14 protein-coding genes are annotated in these 15,577 nt (G+C 66.9%); 6 read left to right on the top strand and 8 right to left on the bottom strand.

Features of this window, described 5'->3' with window-relative positions:
- Positions 1-110: 110 nt before the first annotated feature.
- Positions 111-734: an NAD(P)H-dependent oxidoreductase gene (locus EQZ23_RS13780; protein WP_128455012.1), complete on the bottom strand. Its 624-nt coding sequence runs from the start codon at positions 732-734 to the stop codon at positions 111-113.
- Between the two features lie 248 nt (positions 735-982).
- On the opposite strand from EQZ23_RS13780, the gene EQZ23_RS13775 reads away from it, so the two are divergent.
- From EQZ23_RS13775 to EQZ23_RS13765, 3 genes are all read left to right on the top strand, one after another.
- On the top strand, positions 983-3,136 hold the full coding sequence (locus EQZ23_RS13775; RefSeq protein ID WP_128455011.1) for a transglycosylase domain-containing protein: 2,154 nt from the start codon (positions 983-985) through the stop codon (positions 3,134-3,136).
- Positions 3,137-3,306: 170 nt separating this feature from the next.
- Positions 3,307-4,308 carry a beta-eliminating lyase-related protein gene (locus EQZ23_RS13770; protein ID WP_128455010.1) on the top strand — a complete coding sequence of 334 codons (1,002 nt, stop codon included), beginning with the start codon at positions 3,307-3,309 and terminating at the stop codon, positions 4,306-4,308.
- Entirely contained in the window at positions 4,305-5,225 is a 921-nt protein-coding gene (locus EQZ23_RS13765; RefSeq protein WP_240663577.1) for an EamA family transporter, read from the top strand. The genes EQZ23_RS13770 and EQZ23_RS13765 overlap by 4 nt, the downstream gene beginning before the upstream one ends.
- Here EQZ23_RS13765 and EQZ23_RS13760 read toward each other — a convergent pair.
- Together EQZ23_RS13760 and EQZ23_RS13755 are read right to left on the bottom strand one after the other, a co-directional pair.
- A complete protein-coding gene (locus tag EQZ23_RS13760) occupies positions 5,138-5,974 on the bottom strand; it encodes an NAD(P)-dependent oxidoreductase (protein WP_128455008.1) in 837 nt (278 codons plus the stop codon). The two genes, EQZ23_RS13765 and EQZ23_RS13760, sit on opposite strands and share 88 nt — an antisense overlap.
- Positions 5,971-7,668, bottom strand: a complete 1,698-nt coding sequence (locus EQZ23_RS13755) for a M28 family metallopeptidase (protein WP_128455007.1) — start codon at positions 7,666-7,668, stop codon at positions 5,971-5,973. The genes EQZ23_RS13760 and EQZ23_RS13755 overlap by 4 nt, the downstream gene beginning before the upstream one ends.
- Positions 7,669-7,774: 106 nt before the next feature.
- Between EQZ23_RS13755 and pepN the strand changes: the two genes are divergently transcribed.
- A complete protein-coding gene (gene pepN / locus EQZ23_RS13750) occupies positions 7,775-10,363 on the top strand; it encodes an aminopeptidase N (protein ID WP_128455006.1) in 2,589 nt (862 codons plus the stop codon).
- Between the two features lie 146 nt (positions 10,364-10,509).
- Here the strand turns inward: pepN and EQZ23_RS13745 are convergent, their stop codons facing one another.
- Both EQZ23_RS13745 and EQZ23_RS13740 read right to left on the bottom strand, forming a co-directional pair.
- Positions 10,510-10,959: a nucleoside deaminase gene (locus EQZ23_RS13745; protein ID WP_240663576.1), complete on the bottom strand. Its 450-nt coding sequence runs from the start codon at positions 10,957-10,959 to the stop codon at positions 10,510-10,512.
- Between the two features lie 39 nt (positions 10,960-10,998).
- Positions 10,999-11,217, bottom strand: coding sequence for a hypothetical protein (locus tag EQZ23_RS13740; RefSeq protein ID WP_128455005.1), 219 nt, complete (start codon positions 11,215-11,217; stop codon positions 10,999-11,001).
- Positions 11,218-11,388: 171 nt separating this feature from the next.
- Here EQZ23_RS13740 and rpmB point away from each other — a divergent pair, with 171 nt between their 5' ends.
- Positions 11,389-11,688 carry a 50S ribosomal protein L28 gene (gene rpmB / locus EQZ23_RS13735; protein ID WP_055874131.1) on the top strand — a complete coding sequence of 100 codons (300 nt, stop codon included), beginning with the start codon at positions 11,389-11,391 and terminating at the stop codon, positions 11,686-11,688.
- 67 nt (positions 11,689-11,755) lie between these two features.
- Here rpmB and EQZ23_RS13730 read toward each other — a convergent pair whose 3' ends face one another.
- A complete protein-coding gene (locus EQZ23_RS13730) occupies positions 11,756-12,781 on the bottom strand; it encodes an esterase-like activity of phytase family protein (RefSeq protein WP_128455004.1) in 1,026 nt (341 codons plus the stop codon).
- A gap of 155 nt (positions 12,782-12,936) precedes the next feature.
- On the opposite strand from EQZ23_RS13730, the gene EQZ23_RS13725 reads away from it, so the two are divergent.
- Positions 12,937-13,311, top strand: a complete 375-nt coding sequence (locus EQZ23_RS13725; RefSeq protein ID WP_128455003.1) for a glycine zipper 2TM domain-containing protein — start codon at positions 12,937-12,939, stop codon at positions 13,309-13,311.
- A 214-nt stretch (positions 13,312-13,525) separates the two neighbouring features.
- Here the strand turns inward: EQZ23_RS13725 and EQZ23_RS13720 are convergent, their stop codons facing one another.
- Together EQZ23_RS13720 and EQZ23_RS13715 are read right to left on the bottom strand one after the other, a co-directional pair.
- Positions 13,526-14,044 carry a phosphoribosyltransferase family protein gene (locus tag EQZ23_RS13720; RefSeq protein WP_128455002.1) on the bottom strand — a complete coding sequence of 173 codons (519 nt, stop codon included), beginning with the start codon at positions 14,042-14,044 and terminating at the stop codon, positions 13,526-13,528.
- A gap of 133 nt (positions 14,045-14,177) precedes the next feature.
- The gene (locus EQZ23_RS13715; protein ID WP_128455001.1) at positions 14,178-15,524 is read right to left on the bottom strand and encodes a cystathionine gamma-synthase family protein; all 1,347 of its coding nucleotides are present in this window, start codon (positions 15,522-15,524) and stop codon (positions 14,178-14,180) included.
- Positions 15,525-15,577: the final 53 nt, after the last annotated feature.

Below are 15,577 nucleotides of genomic sequence, written 5' to 3'. Positions count from 1 at the left end.
TGGCGCTTGCCAGACGGAGGGGGAGGTAAGCGAAACCGCTGTTCCGTACCCTCCCCCTCCGTCACCTACGGCGACACCTCCCCCTTGGGGGGGGAGGATCGAACGTCGCCCTAGTTCGCCGGTTCGGACAAGGGCGCGAACCGTGCAACCTGTCGCCCGACCAGACGCAATTGCTCGACCACCGCAGGATCGCTCGCGCCACCTTCGTCGTCGAACTTGGTCGCCTGTGTGTTGATCGCGGCGGCAAACGGCGTCGGCCATCCCCGCAACGCATGGACGATCGAGCGCAGTGCGGCGATCGTGCTGCCCGTCGCCTGCCAACCATAGGCGGTGGCGATGAGCCCGACCGGCATGTCCGCCAGATACGGCCGCTCATCGCGCGCGGTTTCCTCCAGCAGGTCGAGTGCGTTCTTCACCACGCCGGAAATGCTGCCGTGATAGCCCGGACTGGCGATGATCACCGCCGATGCACCGCGTACGGCCTCGACGAACGCCTGCTCGTCCGCGGTCCGCGTCGTCGCCTTCGGATCGTAGAGCGGCAGGCGGGCCATGTCGGCGCCGCCGAACATCTGCGTGCGATAGCCCTGCTTCTCGACCGCATCGAGCGCGATCCGCAGCGCGCGCTCGGTCGACGAAACGCCGCCAATCGTGCCGCCGATACCCACGACCAAGGGGCCAACTGCCAAGGGAAGAGTGTCGGGAGCGGCCACGGTTTCATCCTGTTCGAACGTCATCGACACGCTCTTCCCCGTTTCGTCGCGCGATGACAACAGGGCTTGGGTCCGTTCTCGCTCCCCGACCACCGCCACGCCCAACTCGCAAGCCTGGCCACTTGCAGGTCCGCCCGCCCGCAAACGCTGTCGCTAAGCCCCGGTACACGTTAAGCATGTGCATACGCCGGACGCTCACGGGCTTGCCCGAGCTGTCGTAGAACGATAATACACTTGATGTCCGCCGCTTGGCCGACCCGCTGGAACGACCGATGCGCCCCGATCCCTTCGACACTTCCCGTTCCAGCTCAAGCGGCGACCGCGAGCCCTATGCCTATGAGCGCGAGCGGCTGATCACCGAACGCGAACGCCTGCGCCAGAAATACGAGGCAGAGCGGGACGGCGAAGATCCGTACCCGTATGATCGCGACCCAAGTGCGGGCTATGTTCCGCCCCGCACGCCGCGCCCGCGTCGGCCGATCGGTCGGTGGATCCTGCGCGGCCTTGGCATCGGCATCGTCCTGCTGGTGATCGCGATCATCTGGCTGGCGATCACCGCGCCGTTGTCGAAATCTCTCCTGCCACCGACGCCCCCCTCGATCACGCTGACCGCGGACGACGGTACGCCGATCGCAAGGCGTGGCGCGATCATCGGCAAGCCGGTCGATGCCGCCACGCTGCCACCGCATGTCACGCAGGCCTTCCTCGCGATCGAGGACCGGCGCTTCTACTCGCACTGGGGCGTCGATCCGCGCGGTATCGCGCGTGCGGCCTGGGCCAACATGGGCTCGGGCGGCGTGCGCCAGGGCGGCAGCACGATCACGCAACAGCTTGCGAAGAACGCCTTCCTCGATTCGGACCGCACCGCGACGCGAAAGATCCGCGAGGCGATGATCGCCTTCTGGCTCGAGGCATGGCTGTCGAAGGACGAGATCCTCTCGCGCTATCTGTCGAACGTCTATTTCGGCGACAACACCTACGGGATCACCGCGGCGGCCAAGCATTATTTCGGCCGCACGCCCGACAAGCTGAACGTGGGACAAGCGGCGATGCTCGCCGGGCTGGTGAAGGCACCGTCGCGCCTCGCGCCCACCTCCAACCTGGAAGGCGCGCGCAAGCGGGAGGCCGTGGTCGTCGGCGCGATGGTCTCGGCGGGCTTCCTCACCAAGGCGGAGGGCGACGCGGTCCAGCCGCAGCGCGTGCTCGCAAGCCGTCCCGGGCAACTCCCCAACGGGACCTATTTCGCCGACTGGATCCTGCCAGAGGCGCGCGACCAGGCGGGCGAGGTGAAGACCGAAACGACCGTCCAGACGACACTCGATCCCCGCCTGCAACGCGCCGCCGAACGGACCGTCGCGCGCGCGGGGTTGCGTCAGGCACAGGTCGCGCTGGTGGCGATGCGGCCCGATGGCCGGGTGGTCGCGATGGTCGGCGGCAAGAATTACCGCAAGAGCCCGTTCAACCGCGCGACTCAGGCACGACGCCAGCCCGGTTCAACGTTCAAGCTGTTCGTGTACCTTGCCGCGATGCGCCAGGGGCTGACCCCCGATTCGACCATCGAGGACAGCCCGGTGACGATCGGCGACTGGTCGCCCAAGAACAGCGATGGTCGCTATCAGGGGACGATCACGCTGCGCCAGGCCTTCGCGCGCTCGTCCAACGTCGCGGCGGCACGGCTTACGCAACAGGTCGGCGTGAAGGCGGTGATCAAGGCGGCGCGCGATCTCGGCATCTCGACGCCGATCCCGAGCGAGGCGACGATCGGCCTCGGCACCTCGACCGTGTCGCTGCTCGAGCTGACCGCCGCCTATGCCGCGGTCGCGCGCGAGCAATATCCGGTCCAGCCGCGCGGCCTCGCCGATGTGCGCGAAAAGGGCTGGTACCAGTCACTGACCGGCGGCGCGACCGCGATGCCCGACAAGATCCACGACGAGATGCTCGACCTGCTCGCCGCGTCGATCCGGAACGGCACCGGGCGGCAGGCGAACCTGACCGTCGACGCGTTCGGCAAGACCGGCACGACCTCGGACAACAAGGATGCGCTGTTCGTCGGCTTCGCGCGCGACCTGGTGGTCGGCGTGTGGGTCGGCAACGACGACAACAGCTCGAACCCCGGACTGTCGGGTGGCGGCATCCCGGCGCGGATCTGGCGCGACTTCATGCAGTCCGCGCTGGGCATCGCGCCCGTCGCCGCGCCGCCGCCCGCGGTCGAGGAGGTCGATCCGGACGCGCTGCCTGCGGACGAGCAGGACAATTCTATGCTGCCGCTGGGCGGCGAGATCGAAGGGATGGGCTTCAACCTGAAGATGGGCGAGGACGGCACGATCTCGGTCGGCCCCTCGCGCCGCGACCGCGAGGAGGGCCCGCCGCCCCGCGACGATCGCCGCCCGCCCGAGGAAGAGCCGGGGTATGACGGGGGGCAGTGATCCCCTCCCCCCCCCCCACCGTCATCCTGACGAAAGTCAGGATCCAGAGCCACAAATGACCCCGCCCGTGGCTCTGGATCCTGGGTCGAGCCCAGGATGACGAAGTAGAAGGGGACAGCTCGGTCGAAGCCCCCGTTGACGCCATCACTGCATCGCAGCATGTCCTGACCATGCGCTTTTTCTCCGACAACGCCGCCACGATCCATCCCCACGTCATGGCCGCGATGGCCGCCGCCGACACGCTCGACACCGCCTATGCGGGCGATGCGTGGAGCCAGCAGCTCGACGGCCGCCTCTCCGCGCTGTTCGAGACCGAGGTCGCCGTCCTCTGGGTCCCGACCGGCACCGCGGCCAACTGCCTCGCGCTCGCCGCGCTCTGCCCCCCGCATGGCGGTATCGTCTGTCACCGCGACGCGCACATCCAGAACGACGAGGGCGGCGCGCCCGAATTCTACACCCACGGCGCCAAGCTGTTCCTCGCCGACGGCATCGGCGCGAAGCTGACGCCCGAGACGATCCGGACCGTTCTCGATGCGATCCCCGACGACGTCCACCGCGTCCAGCCGCACGCGATCTCGATCACCAACGCCACCGAATATGGCCGCGTCTACCAGCCGCACGAGGTCGCCGCGATCGGCGCGCTGGCGAAGGACCGCGGGCTCGGCTTCCACATGGACGGCGCGCGGTTCGCCAACGCGATGGCGCGGGTCGGCTGCTCGCCCGCCGACATGACGTGGCGCGCCGGCGTCGACGCGCTCAGCTTCGGCTTCGTCAAGAACGGCGCGATGAGCGCGGAGGCGCTGGTCTTCTTCAAGCCCGACCTCGCCGCCGTCACGCAATATCGCCGCAAGCGCGCGGGCCTGTTGCTGTCGAAGGGGCGCTATCTCGCCGCGCAGATCCTGGCGATGCTCGACGACGACCTCTGGCTTGCCAATGCCAAGGCCGCGAACGACGCCGCAGCCCGGCTTGCCGCAGCGGCCGGCGACCGCCTCGTCCACCCGGTCGAGGCGAACGAAGTCTTCCTTCGCGCGACGCCCGACGAAGCCGCCGCCCTCCGCGCGAAAGGCTTCGACTTTTACGACTGGGCGGCAGGCGAAATCCGGCTCGTCACGGCATGGGACAGCCCGGCGGACGCGGTCGACCTGCTCGCCGACGCCATCCGCGAACTGTGACAGGCCCGACCGACCCGCCCCAGTCGACCCGCGCCGCGGTGCTGATCCCGTTCGGGATCGTCACGCTGATCTGGGGGTCGACCTGGCTCGTCATCCGCGACCAGATCGCGGTCGTGCCGCCAAGCTGGTCGATCAGCTACCGCTTCCTCGTCGCGGGAATCGCGATGGCGATCTACGCGAGCGTCAAGCGCGAGAGCTTCAAGTTCGACGCGCGCGGCTACGCCTTCGCCGCCGTGATCGGCATCGCGCTGTTCACGCTGAACTTCAACTTCGTCTACCGCGCCGAGCATTATGTGACGTCGGGGCTGGTGGCAGTGGTGTTCGCGCTCCTGCTCGTCCCCAACGCCATATTCGGCCGTATCTTCCTCAAGCAACGCCTCGGGCGGCAGTTGATGGTCGGGTGTGCGGTCGCGATGGCCGGGGTCGCGTTGCTGTTCGTCAACGAGGCACGCGTCGATCCGCACGGGCCGCGCTCCGCCACGATCGGCATCCTCCTGACGCTAGGCGGCGTGATGGCCGCATCGGTCGCCAACGTCATTCAAGGCAGCGCGTTCGCGAAGCGCTATCCGATGGCGCCGACGCTCGCGATCGCGATGCTGATCGGCGCGACGCTCGACGCGACGTTCGCGTGGATCACGACGGGGCCGCCGGTGTTCGAGCCGCGCTTCGGTTACGTCGCCGGCATTCTCTATCTCGGCGTGTTCGCGTCGGCGCTCGCCTTCCCGCTCTATTTCAACGTCATCCGCGCGATCGGCCCCGCCAAGGCGGCCTATTCGGGCGTGATCGTGCCGGTGATCGCGATGCTGCTATCGACGATCTTCGAGCGCTATCACTGGTCGACGCTGGCCGTCGCCGGCGCAGTCTTGTCCGGCATCGGGCTCGTCATCGCACTCAGCGCGCGCAGGCCGGCACGGTAGTCGGGCCAGGCGGGCGTCCAGCCGAGCACGCGCTTGGCCTTGCCGTTCGCCACCCGCCGGTTCTCCGCATAGAAGCCGCGCCCCATCGCGGTCAGTTCCTCGAGCGTCACGAACGGCGGCGCGGGCATGCCGAGCAGCATCGCCGCGAACGCCACGACATCGTTCTGCGACGCGGGCACGTCGTCCGCGAGATTATACGCCCCCGCCGGCGCATCGAACCCGGCGATCACGCCCGAGACGATATCGTCGACATGCGCGCGGCTGAACACCTGCCCCGGCTGCTCGATCCGGTGCGCCTTGCCCGCGCGCACGCGGTCGAGCGGCGAGCGACCCGGCCCATAGATGCCGGGCAACCGGAATGTCCGCGCGCCAAGCGCCAGCCAGTCCGCATCCGCCGCCGCCCGCGCGCTGCGCCGGCCGCCGCCGATCGGCGCGGTCTCGTCCACCCACGCGCCGCGCGCATCGCCGTATACACCCGTCGACGACAGATAGCCGACCCACGCCCGACTCCGCAGCAAAAGCGCGCCATAGCGCCCGAGCACGGGGTCCGCCTCATGCTCGGGCGGCACCGACGACAGGATATGCGTCGCCGCAGCGATCTCCGCGGTCACCGCGTCGGTATCGTCGAACCGGATCGATTCGCCGCGACCGTCGCGCGTGGTGCCGACGACATGCCAGCCGTCCGCCGCCAGTCGATCGGCAAGCCGCCCGGCGGTGTAGCCGAGGCCGAAGACCAGCAGCCGGCTCATTTGCGCACTGCCTTATCCGCCATCGGCCCCTTGTAGAGCGTCCCGAAATAATCGCCCGCATTCCACACCGGCCGCTGTGCGCCGTCGGCGATCTCGCGCGCGATCCGGTAGTTCGCATCGACGAACCGCACGCCCTGATCCCACATAATCGGCTGCGACAGGTCGTCCGACGGCTTGTGATAATTGTTCGCCATGAAATACGCGACCGCGGCCTTGCCCGGCCCCTTCTGACCCGGCCACAGGAACACCGCCGGAATACCCTTCTGGACGAAGCGGAAATGGTCCGAGCGGACGAAGATGCCCTCTTCCGGCATCGGATCGGGCGACAGGCCGACGCCGATCGCGGCCACCGCCTTTTGCACGATCGGGCCGATCGTCGAGCGCTCTGCGCCGAACACGACCATGTCCTCGAACTTGTAGGTCAGGATCGGCATGTCGAGATTCACGTCCGCGACGATCGAGGAAAGCGGCACGGTCGGATGGTTGGTGAAATAGTCGCTGCCGACCAGCCCCTTCTCCTCGCCGGTGACCGCGAGGAACATGATTGTGCGCTTGGGTGCCTGACCGCTGGCGGTGAAGCGCTTCGCTTCCTCGATCAGGCTGGCGATGCCGATCGCGTTGTCGAGCGCGCCGTTGTTGAGCGCGTCGCCCCCCTTCTTGTCAGAGGCGACGGGCTTCGTGATGCCGATGTGATCGAGATGCGCCGACAGCACGACGACTTCCTTGCCGACCACCGGATCATTTCCGGGGATCATGCCGACGACGTTGCTGCTCTTGGCGGGGACGAAACTGGTCTTGGTCGCGACCGACAGCGTGCCGACCAGCGGCTCCGCCTTGAACTTGGCGTTGGCGCCCATCGCCTGCTTGGCGACCTTGGTCCACGGCGTGCGTGCGCCGACGAACAGCTTCGCCGCACCGGCCATGCTGACCGTGCCGAGCGACGGCGCGCGGGGCGCGTCGACCTTGCCGGTGCCGTCGGGGTTCGCCCAGGTCATCCGCGGCGAGGCATAGGAGTCCGCCAGCTTGGCGAACGTCCGGACCTTGGCGGTGCGCGGGCTCTCCAGCGTGATCACGCCGACCGCGCCCTTGGCTTGCGCGACCGCTGCCTTGGTGCCGCCCGAGCCGAAGAAGGCGCGCTCTTCGCCGCCGAGGCGCGCGGGTGCGCCGCCGAAATAGGCGACGATCTTGCCGCGGACGTCGACGCCCTTGTAATTGTCCTGGCCATATTGCGGCGCGTCGATCCCGTAGCCGACGAACACCACCGGGGCCGACACGCTAGTCTCGGCCTTCGCGCCGTTTGCGGAAGGCACGTAATCCTGGCCGAAAACCAGTGGTTGAGCCGCCTCACGCCCCGTCCAGACGAAATCACCCTTGCTCGCCGCCTTGTACGACACGAGCGGCACGGTCTGGAGATACCCGCCGGCATCGCCCCCCGGCCGCAGCCCCGCGGCGTAGAATTGCGCGGCGACATATTGCGCGGCGATGTCGAACTCGGGGCTACCCGCCTCACGCCCTTTCATCGCATCGGACGCGAGGAAGAGCACATGCGCCTTCATCGCCGCCTGGTCGGCCGGCAGCGGCGCGGCAAGCTTTGCGTTCAATGCGGCAGGATCCGGAGCAGCCACGGGCGCCGTCTGTGCGAGAACCGACGTGGAAAGCGCGAGCAACGCGAGCGCGCCAAAAGGACGAAACATCCGGAAATCCTTGCAAAGGGAACGTGTTGCATCCGCCTAGCATGCACCGACCCCGGCGCAAGCTTTGGCTGGCGATAGGCAGCCACGGCCCTATATTCGAAAGCATATGCTCGATATCCAGAACAGTCTCGCCCACCCGCTCGTCATTCGCCGCGAGGATTATACCCCGCCCGAGTGGCTGGTCCTCGAGACGAAACTGGATTTCGCCCTGGATCCGTCGATTACGCGCGTCACCGCGACGCTGTCGGTGACGCGGAACGGCGATCACGACACGCCGCTGCGGCTCGACGGCGCGGGGCAGAAACCACTGTCCGTGACCGTCGACGGCGTAGCGATCAACGATTGGCGGATCGACGGCGAGCAGCTCGTCATCCCGCTCCCCGGCACCGCCCATGTCGTCGAGACGCAGGTCGATATCGCACCCGAGCGCAATACGCAGCTGATGGGGCTCTACGCGTCTGGCGGCAATCTCTGCACCCAGTGCGAGGCGGAGGGCTTCCGCCGCATCACCTATTTTCCCGACCGGCCCGATGTCCTCAGCGTCTATTCGGTGCGGATGACCGCGGACAAGGCACAATTCCCCGTGCTGCTGGCGAACGGCGATCCGGTCGCACAAGGCGATCTCGACGACGGGCGGCATTGGGCGACCTGGCACGACCCGTTCCCCAAGCCCTCCTACCTGTTCGCGCTGGTCGCCGGCGACCTGGCGGTCAACAGCAGCAGCTTCACGACAATGTCGGGCCGCGAGGTGTCGCTCGGCATCTGGGTCCGCGAGGCCGACCTGCCCAAGACCGACCACGCGTTGAAGGCGCTCGAACTCGCGATGGCGTGGGACGAGACGACCTATGGCCGCGAATATGATCTCGACGTGTTCAACATCGTCGCGGTCGACGATTTCAACTTCGGCGCGATGGAGAACAAGGGCCTCAACATCTTCAACTCGCGCTACATCCTGGCCGACCCGGATACCGCGACCGATTACGACTATGACGCGATCGCCGCGGTCGTCGCGCACGAATATTTCCACAACTGGTCGGGCAACCGGATCACCTGCCGCGACTGGTTCCAGCTGTCGCTGAAGGAAGGCTTCACCGTCTACCGCGACCAGGGCTTCTCCGCCGACCAGGGGTCGCGCGCGGTCAGGCGCATCGAAGACGTCCGCGGCTTGCGCGCGTCGCAATTCCCTGAGGATTCCGGCCCTCTCGCGCATCCCGTGCGACCAGAATCCTACCAGGAGATCTCGAACTTCTACACCGCCACGATCTACAACAAGGGCGCCGAGCTGATCCGGATGATGGCCGCGATCCTCGGCCCCAAGGGCTTTCGCGCGGGCACCGACCTGTATTTCGACCGCTACGACGGCACGGCCGCGACCTGCGAAGATTTCGTCACGTCTATGGAGGAAGGCGGCGACGTCGATCTCACCCAGTTCCGCCTCTGGTATTCGCAGGCGGGGACGCCGCGTGTTTCGGCCAGCCTTTCGCAGGACGGTGACCGCGCCACGTTGCGCCTCGCCCAGCAGGTCCCCGCCACGCCCGGCCAGCCGGTCAAGTCGCCGATGGTTCTACCGCTGCGGATCAAGCTTTTCGGCGCGGACTCGGGCCAGCCGCTGATCGAAGAGCGACTGGTGATGTTCGACGACACGCTCGACACAATCATTTTCGAAGGCCTCGCCGAGCGGCCCGTACTGTCGATCAACCGCGGCTTCTCCGCACCCGTGGTGGTCGAGAGCGACCGCACCGCCGCCGATCTCGCCTTCCTCAGCGCGCACGACGACGATCCGTTCGCGCGGTATGAGGCAATGCAGCAATTGATGCTCGACACGCTGGTCGCCGCGGTGGAAGGCCGTGCAGATCATGAGAGCGTGATCGCCGCCGTCGCCAACACGCTGGATAATCCGGATCTCGACCTGGCGTTCGTCGCAGAGGCGGTGTTGCTACCGTCCGAGAGCTTCATCGGTGACCAGATGGCGGTCGTCGATCCCGAGGCGATCTTCCGCGCGCGCGAGGCTTTGCGCCGCGATCTCGGCACGCGGCTCGAAGCACAATGGCGACAAGCGTATGGACGCGGCGAGGGCCAGCCCTATGCCTACACGCCCGAGGGCAAGGGGCTACGTCGCCTGCGAACCGTCGCGCTCGGCTACATTGCGGCGAGCGGCGCGGACGATGCCGCAGACCTCGCGTTCGCGCAGTTCGATTCGGCGGACAACATGACCGACAGAATGGGTGCGCTGACGACGCTGGTGAGCAGCGAGTCCGACATCCGCACCACCGCGCTCGACATCTTCTACAGTCAGTATTGCGACAATCCACTGGTGCTCGACAAATGGTTCCAGGCGCAGGCGCAGTCGTCGCGCGACGATACCGGCGCGGTCGTCGCCGCACTTGCCGAGCATGCCGACTTCACTTTGACCAACCCCAACCGCGCCCGCTCGCTGATCGGCGCGTTCGGCGCGAACCAGCGCGCGTTCAACACTGCCGATGGAAGCGGCTATCGGTTCCTCGCGGACCAGCTGATCGCGCTGGATCGCCTGAACCCGCAGACCGCGGCGAAGCTCCTCCCGCCGCTCGGTCGCTGGCGGCGGTTCGATGCCGCGCGCGCCGGGTTGATGCGGGCGGAACTGGAGCGGATCGTACGGACGCCGGGGTTGTCGAAGGACCTGTTCGAACAGGCGTCAAAGAGCCTGGAAGGCTAACCCAATCCTCCCCTGCAAGGGGGAGGTGGCTGGCGCTCGCCAGACGGAGGGGGAGGAAAGCGACGAACTATCGTGTCGTGTCCTCCCCCTCCGTCGCCTTCGGCGCCACCTCCCCCTGGCGGGGGAGGATCACGGATCGCATCGTCCTACCGTCGCTTCGCGAAGAACTCCCGCAGGATCCCCGCCGCCTCGGACTCGGCGATCCCTGCGTAAACTTCAGGTCGATGATGGCACGTAGGCTGGCTGAAAAACCGCGGCCCATGCTCGACCGCCCCGCCCTTCGCATCGGCGGCCCCATAATAGAGTCGCGCAATCCGGGCATGCGCGATGGCCCCGGCGCACATCGCGCAGGGCTCAAGCGTCACCCACAGGTCACAGCCTTCGAGCCGATCGCTACCCAACGCCAAAGCCGCGGCGCGAATCGCCTGGATCTCGGCATGTGCTGTCGGATCGCACAACGCCCGAGGCGCATTGGCCGCGGTCGCAACAATAACGCCGTCCTTCACGACAACGGCGCCGACCGGGACTTCCCCGGCCAGCGCCGTAGCGCGCGCCGCGTCGAGCGCGCGGCGCATGGGTTCGGGGACGGGGAACATGGCCTCAGCCCCTGCCCCGCCGCCCGCGTCCCGTAAAGCTCAGTTCGGCGCCTGGCTGTTGCCCGGCTTTTCGACGTTAAGCGTCGGCACCGCGACCGTCTTGTTCTCAGTGCCGAGCGTGACCTTGGCAACGTCCGCCTGGAACTTCGGCGCTTGGACGACGCCCTGGCGGGTCTGGTCGATGTTGATGATCCCGAAATACATCAGCCCGACCACCACGAGAATCACGATAGCCACTAGTGACAAGAGCGTACGCATAGGACATCCCCTTTTTGAACGGCTCGCAGTGAACAGTTCGATAGCGTAACAACGTCCTCGAATGCCGCGGGTTGCACAACCGGTTTGTGCACAATCGGTTGACGAAAGCCGGCGTGCCAGCTATCCGCGCGCCTTTCCGGGGTTCCTCCCGACACTTGAATAGGTAATCACATGTCGCGCATTTGCGAACTGACCGGCAAGGGCCGGATGGTCGGGAACAACGTCTCCCACGCCAACAACAAGACCAAGCGTACGTTCCTGCCGAACCTGCAGAACGTCACGCTGCTTTCCGATTCGCTCGAGAAGGGCGTCAAGCTGCGCGTCTCGACGCACGGCCTGCGTACCGTCGAGCATAACGGCGGCCTCGACAACTGGCTGGTGAAGACCTCGGACGACAAGCTGTCGCTGCGCGTTCGCCGCCTGAAGCGCGAAGTCGTCAAGAAGATCGCAGCCTCGGCGGTCGCCGCCTAACAGCGACGCTCGAGACGACACCGCGGCCCGTCCTGCATTCGCAGGGCGGGCCGTCGGCGTTTGTGGGCTATCGATCCAACCGGAACTTCAGCAGCAGCGTCCGCTGGAGGAACATCTGGTTGTCGTCCGACACGATCCATACGATTGTCGCGCCGTCGTCCTGCGTCGTGTCGATCCCCTCGAAATTGTCGTGGATCAGCGGCGCATCGATCGTCGCGATCAGCCGCCCCCTGGCGATTCGCCCCGCAGCCACGTCCCGCGCTGCTACCCGCGATATCCGCGCCGAGAACGTGAACGGCAGGCGAAACCCACGATCGAGCACCAGCAGGTCGCCATTCGGCAACGCGGTGACGTCCGAAGGATCATACCGGCCATACGGCGCGTAGGCGAAACGCGACGGCGGCGCGGCCCGGGTCGGATCGCCCGCGAAGATCAACGCCTGCCGCGTGTGCAGTCGCTCCTTCTCCGACCCGGTCCAGTCCGATCGACGCACATGCGCCTCCTCGCTGATCACGACGAATCGGCCATCCGGCAGCCGAACCATCGATTCCGCGCCCCCGTTCGCTGGCCATTTGCGCATGGCGTCCGGCGCCACACGCGCCTCGTACCGCGCAAACCCCGGCGAATAGCGCCAGATCGCATCGCTATCTTCGAACCCAACCCAGACCTGCCCCGTCCTCGGATCGATCGCCATGGATTCGCTGTCGCGGTCGCGCTTTTCCCAGCCGATGCCGGGCCCCGCCGGCAGGTTGGTGAAGGCGATGCGGTGCGGGCGCCAGTCCGGCCCCATGTCGAACTGCACGACATTGCCGCCGTCGCTGAGCAGCGTGAAGCGATTCCCGGTGACCGCAGCGGCGACGTCCAGCGACGAGAACCCGCCAAACGCCCGATCGCGGCTGGCAAGCGCCACACCGCCAAGATAGGTCAGCCCCCCGACGCGAACATGCCGCGGGTTGGTCCGATCGAGCATGACGCGCGTCGCGGTCAGCTGCGGGCGCGTGCCAAGCAGATCGAGCCGCGCCTCACCCGACCAGGTCGGGACGATCGCGCAGACGCCGACGCACACGAGCAGGATAGTGGTCAGGCGCCGCATCTCGCCCTCATAGGGTCTCAGGCCGCGCACGGAAGCATGAACGGCGGATAACGGTCGCATTCAGGCTCGGCTCAATGCGAATCACCCATAAGCGTCTCATCGAGGATGGAAGCACGGCAAACGCCGCCGCCGAAATCCCCAACGGGAGACGCACGATGTTCAAGACTTTTACCCTCGCCGCCAGTGCCCTCGCATTGGGTGCGACCGCCCTCGTTCCCGCAGCCGCCGATGCGCAGCGCTGGGGTCCGCGCTACGAGCGTGGCTACGATGGTTATCAGCGTGGCGGCTACGACCGTGGCTATCGCGAGTATCGCGGCAACGATCGCCGCTACAACTACAACGCGCGCAGCCGTCGCGGGTGCGACAACAGCGGCGGCACGATCGTCGGCGCACTCGCAGGCGGCCTGCTCGGCCACACCATCGCCGGTCGCGGTGATCGGACGCTCGGCGCGGTCCTCGGCGCAGCCGGTGGTGGTCTCGCCGGCAACGCGATCGATAAGTCGGACAACCCACGGTACTGCCGGCGCTAAGCCCGGCAACGCCCGGGCCGGTGCTCGCCGCAAGGCGGCCGAGCAACCGCCGGCCCGGACGGCGGGCGGGCCCAGCCCGACCCGACCGACGACGGCTTTGCCGACGTCGCGCCCCGCTTAGGCCACCATACCAGTTTCCCAGTTCCCTCGCGTAGCGTATCGAGGGCGAGGGCCGGTTTCCCGTTCGGAAACCGGCCCTTTGTTCGTCTACGACCTAAGCAATCCGCGCAGGCACCTCTGCGGCGTCCTCGGCGATCGCAGCAGCCGGCGCGACCGCTTCCCACGGGAACACGAACCAGTCCTTCGTCACAGTCCGGTCGATAACCCGCGCGCTGTAATCGATCCGCTCGGCGGAGCTGGCGTTATCGATCAGCATCGCGAACCGCACCGATCCTTCCACCGCCCCCGCGGCGGCGAGCGCCCCGCGCAGATGCGTGATCGTCCGCCCCGAATCGTTGATGTCGTCGAGGAACAGCAGTCTCTCGCCATCACGAGTCCGCTTGGCCAGCTTCACCAGCGGTTCGTCGGCAAAGTCCTTCACCTGACTGGAATAATCGACTGACAGCGTCGGCAGCCCGATCGCATGGCTGAGGAACACCGCCGGCACCAGCCCGCCGCGACCGACGCCAATGATGTAATCGGGCCGCCAATCGACGTCCTCGACCAGCTTGGCGGCGAGGATATGGATCGCAGCGACGAACTCGTGCTGCGGGATGGGGGTGAAGATCGGCATGGATCTACGCTAGCGGCTCGGTGCGGAGACTTCACCCCAAAAACCCCGCCCCTTGTTCCCCCGCCGAGGCGGGGGCCCAGACTGAGCTCCCGCCTTCGCGGGAGAACAAGGGGGGAGGAATCGTTGGTTCAGGTCAGATCGTCTCCAGCGCCTGTTCGAAATCGGCAATCAGATCGTCCGGATCCTCGACCCCGATCGAGATGCGGACGAGGTTATCCGTGATCCCCAGCGCCTGCTTGCGCGCATCGGGCACTGACAAATGCGTCATCCCGGCCGGATGGCTCGCCAGCGTCTCGGTCCCGCCGAGCGACACCGCCAGCTTGGCGATCTTCAGCGCGTCGAGGAACGCGAAGCTCTCGCGCTCGCCGCCCTTGAGGTACAGCGAGAAGGTCGAGCCACCCCCGGTGCAATGGCGGCGATAAATGTCCGCCTGCCGCTCCATGCCCTTCTCGTTTTCGAGGAAGCCGAGATACGCGACGCGCTCGACCTTGGGATGATGGCGCAGGAAGCCGCAGACCTTGGCGGCATTCTCGCCTGCGCGGCTCATCCGCAGCTCGAGCGTCTCCAGCGACCGCAACAACATCCACGCGGTGTTGGGATCGGTGATCGTGCCGATCGTGTTCCGCATCGTCCGGATCGTGTTGATGTGCTCCTTCGTGCCGAGCACGCCGCCCGCGACCAGATCCGAATGCCCGCCGACATACTTCGTCAGCGAATACACCACGATATCCGCACCATGCTTGAGCGGCTGGAACCAGAGCGGCCCGAGGAACGTGTTGTCGATCGCGATCGGTGGCTTTTCATCCTTGAAGATCGCGTCGCGGCTCGCAGCCACGGCCTCGACATCGACCAGTGCATTGGTCGGGTTCGCCGGGCTCTCGAGATAGATCAGCGCGACATTGCCGGTCGCCGCCTCGGTCATCACCGCGTCGATCTCCTCGCGCGTCGCACCGGCGGGGAAGTCGAGCCACTTCACGCCGAACTTGCCGAGCACGCGGCCGATCAGCGTCTCGGTCGCGGCGTAGAGCGGCCCCGAATGGACGATCGTGTCGCCCGGCTTGACCATCGCGAGGAACAGTGTCGCGATCGCCGACATGCCCGACGAGAAGGCGAGCGCATCCTCCGCTTCCTCCCAGACGCCAAGGCGATCCTCGAGAATTTCCTGGTTCGGCCCGTTGAAGCGCGAATAGACGAGTCCCTCGGCCCCGCCCGGTCGCTTGCCGGTGACGCCTTCGAAATGGCGCTTGCCTGCGGCGGCGTTGGGGAAGACGAAGGTCGAGGTCAGGAAGATCGGCGGCTTCAGCGAACCTTCCGACAGCGACGGATCATAACCATGGCCCATCATCAGCGTCGACGGCTTCAGCTTGCGCCCACCGATCTTCTCGACCGCGGGCTTGGGCGCGACGCGCGCGGCGACCCCGGTCAGGTCTGCTTCGGTTTCGGTGGGGATGGCGCCGGCGTTATTCGGGGTATCGGACATCATTAGCTCCTGCGTGGCCCGTCTGACGCGGGCCGATGGATGGAGCCTAAACG

The sequence above is a fragment of the Sphingomonas sp. UV9 genome (genome assembly GCF_004101245.1).
GTDB lineage: Bacteria > Pseudomonadota > Alphaproteobacteria > Sphingomonadales > Sphingomonadaceae > Sphingomonas.
Note: the sequence above shows the minus strand (reverse complement) of the source record. Positions and strands in the feature narration are given on the sequence as shown.

Excerpts from the sequence above, each read along its gene's own strand:
- EQZ23_RS13770 (WP_128455010.1), top strand. The coding sequence starts at position 3,307 with ATGCGCTTTTTCTCCGACAACGCCGCCACGATCCATCCCCACGTCATG.
- EQZ23_RS13760 (WP_128455008.1), bottom strand. The coding sequence starts at position 5,974 with ATGAGCCGGCTGCTGGTCTTCGGCCTCGGCTACACCGCCGGGCGGCTT.
- EQZ23_RS13775 (WP_128455011.1), top strand. The coding sequence starts at position 983 with ATGCGCCCCGATCCCTTCGACACTTCCCGTTCCAGCTCAAGCGGCGAC.
- EQZ23_RS13715 (WP_128455001.1), bottom strand. The coding sequence starts at position 15,524 with ATGTCCGATACCCCGAATAACGCCGGCGCCATCCCCACCGAAACCGAA.
- rpmB (WP_055874131.1), top strand. The coding sequence starts at position 11,389 with ATGTCGCGCATTTGCGAACTGACCGGCAAGGGCCGGATGGTCGGGAAC.
- EQZ23_RS13730 (WP_128455004.1), bottom strand. The coding sequence starts at position 12,781 with ATGCGGCGCCTGACCACTATCCTGCTCGTGTGCGTCGGCGTCTGCGCG.
- EQZ23_RS13720 (WP_128455002.1), bottom strand. The coding sequence starts at position 14,044 with ATGCCGATCTTCACCCCCATCCCGCAGCACGAGTTCGTCGCTGCGATC.
- EQZ23_RS13740 (WP_128455005.1), bottom strand. The coding sequence starts at position 11,217 with ATGCGTACGCTCTTGTCACTAGTGGCTATCGTGATTCTCGTGGTGGTC.
- EQZ23_RS13780 (WP_128455012.1), bottom strand. The coding sequence starts at position 734 with ATGACGTTCGAACAGGATGAAACCGTGGCCGCTCCCGACACTCTTCCC.
- EQZ23_RS13745 (WP_240663576.1), bottom strand. The coding sequence starts at position 10,959 with ATGTTCCCCGTCCCCGAACCCATGCGCCGCGCGCTCGACGCGGCGCGC.
- pepN (WP_128455006.1), top strand. The coding sequence starts at position 7,775 with ATGCTCGATATCCAGAACAGTCTCGCCCACCCGCTCGTCATTCGCCGC.
- EQZ23_RS13755 (WP_128455007.1), bottom strand. The coding sequence starts at position 7,668 with ATGTTTCGTCCTTTTGGCGCGCTCGCGTTGCTCGCGCTTTCCACGTCG.
- EQZ23_RS13725 (WP_128455003.1), top strand. The coding sequence starts at position 12,937 with ATGTTCAAGACTTTTACCCTCGCCGCCAGTGCCCTCGCATTGGGTGCG.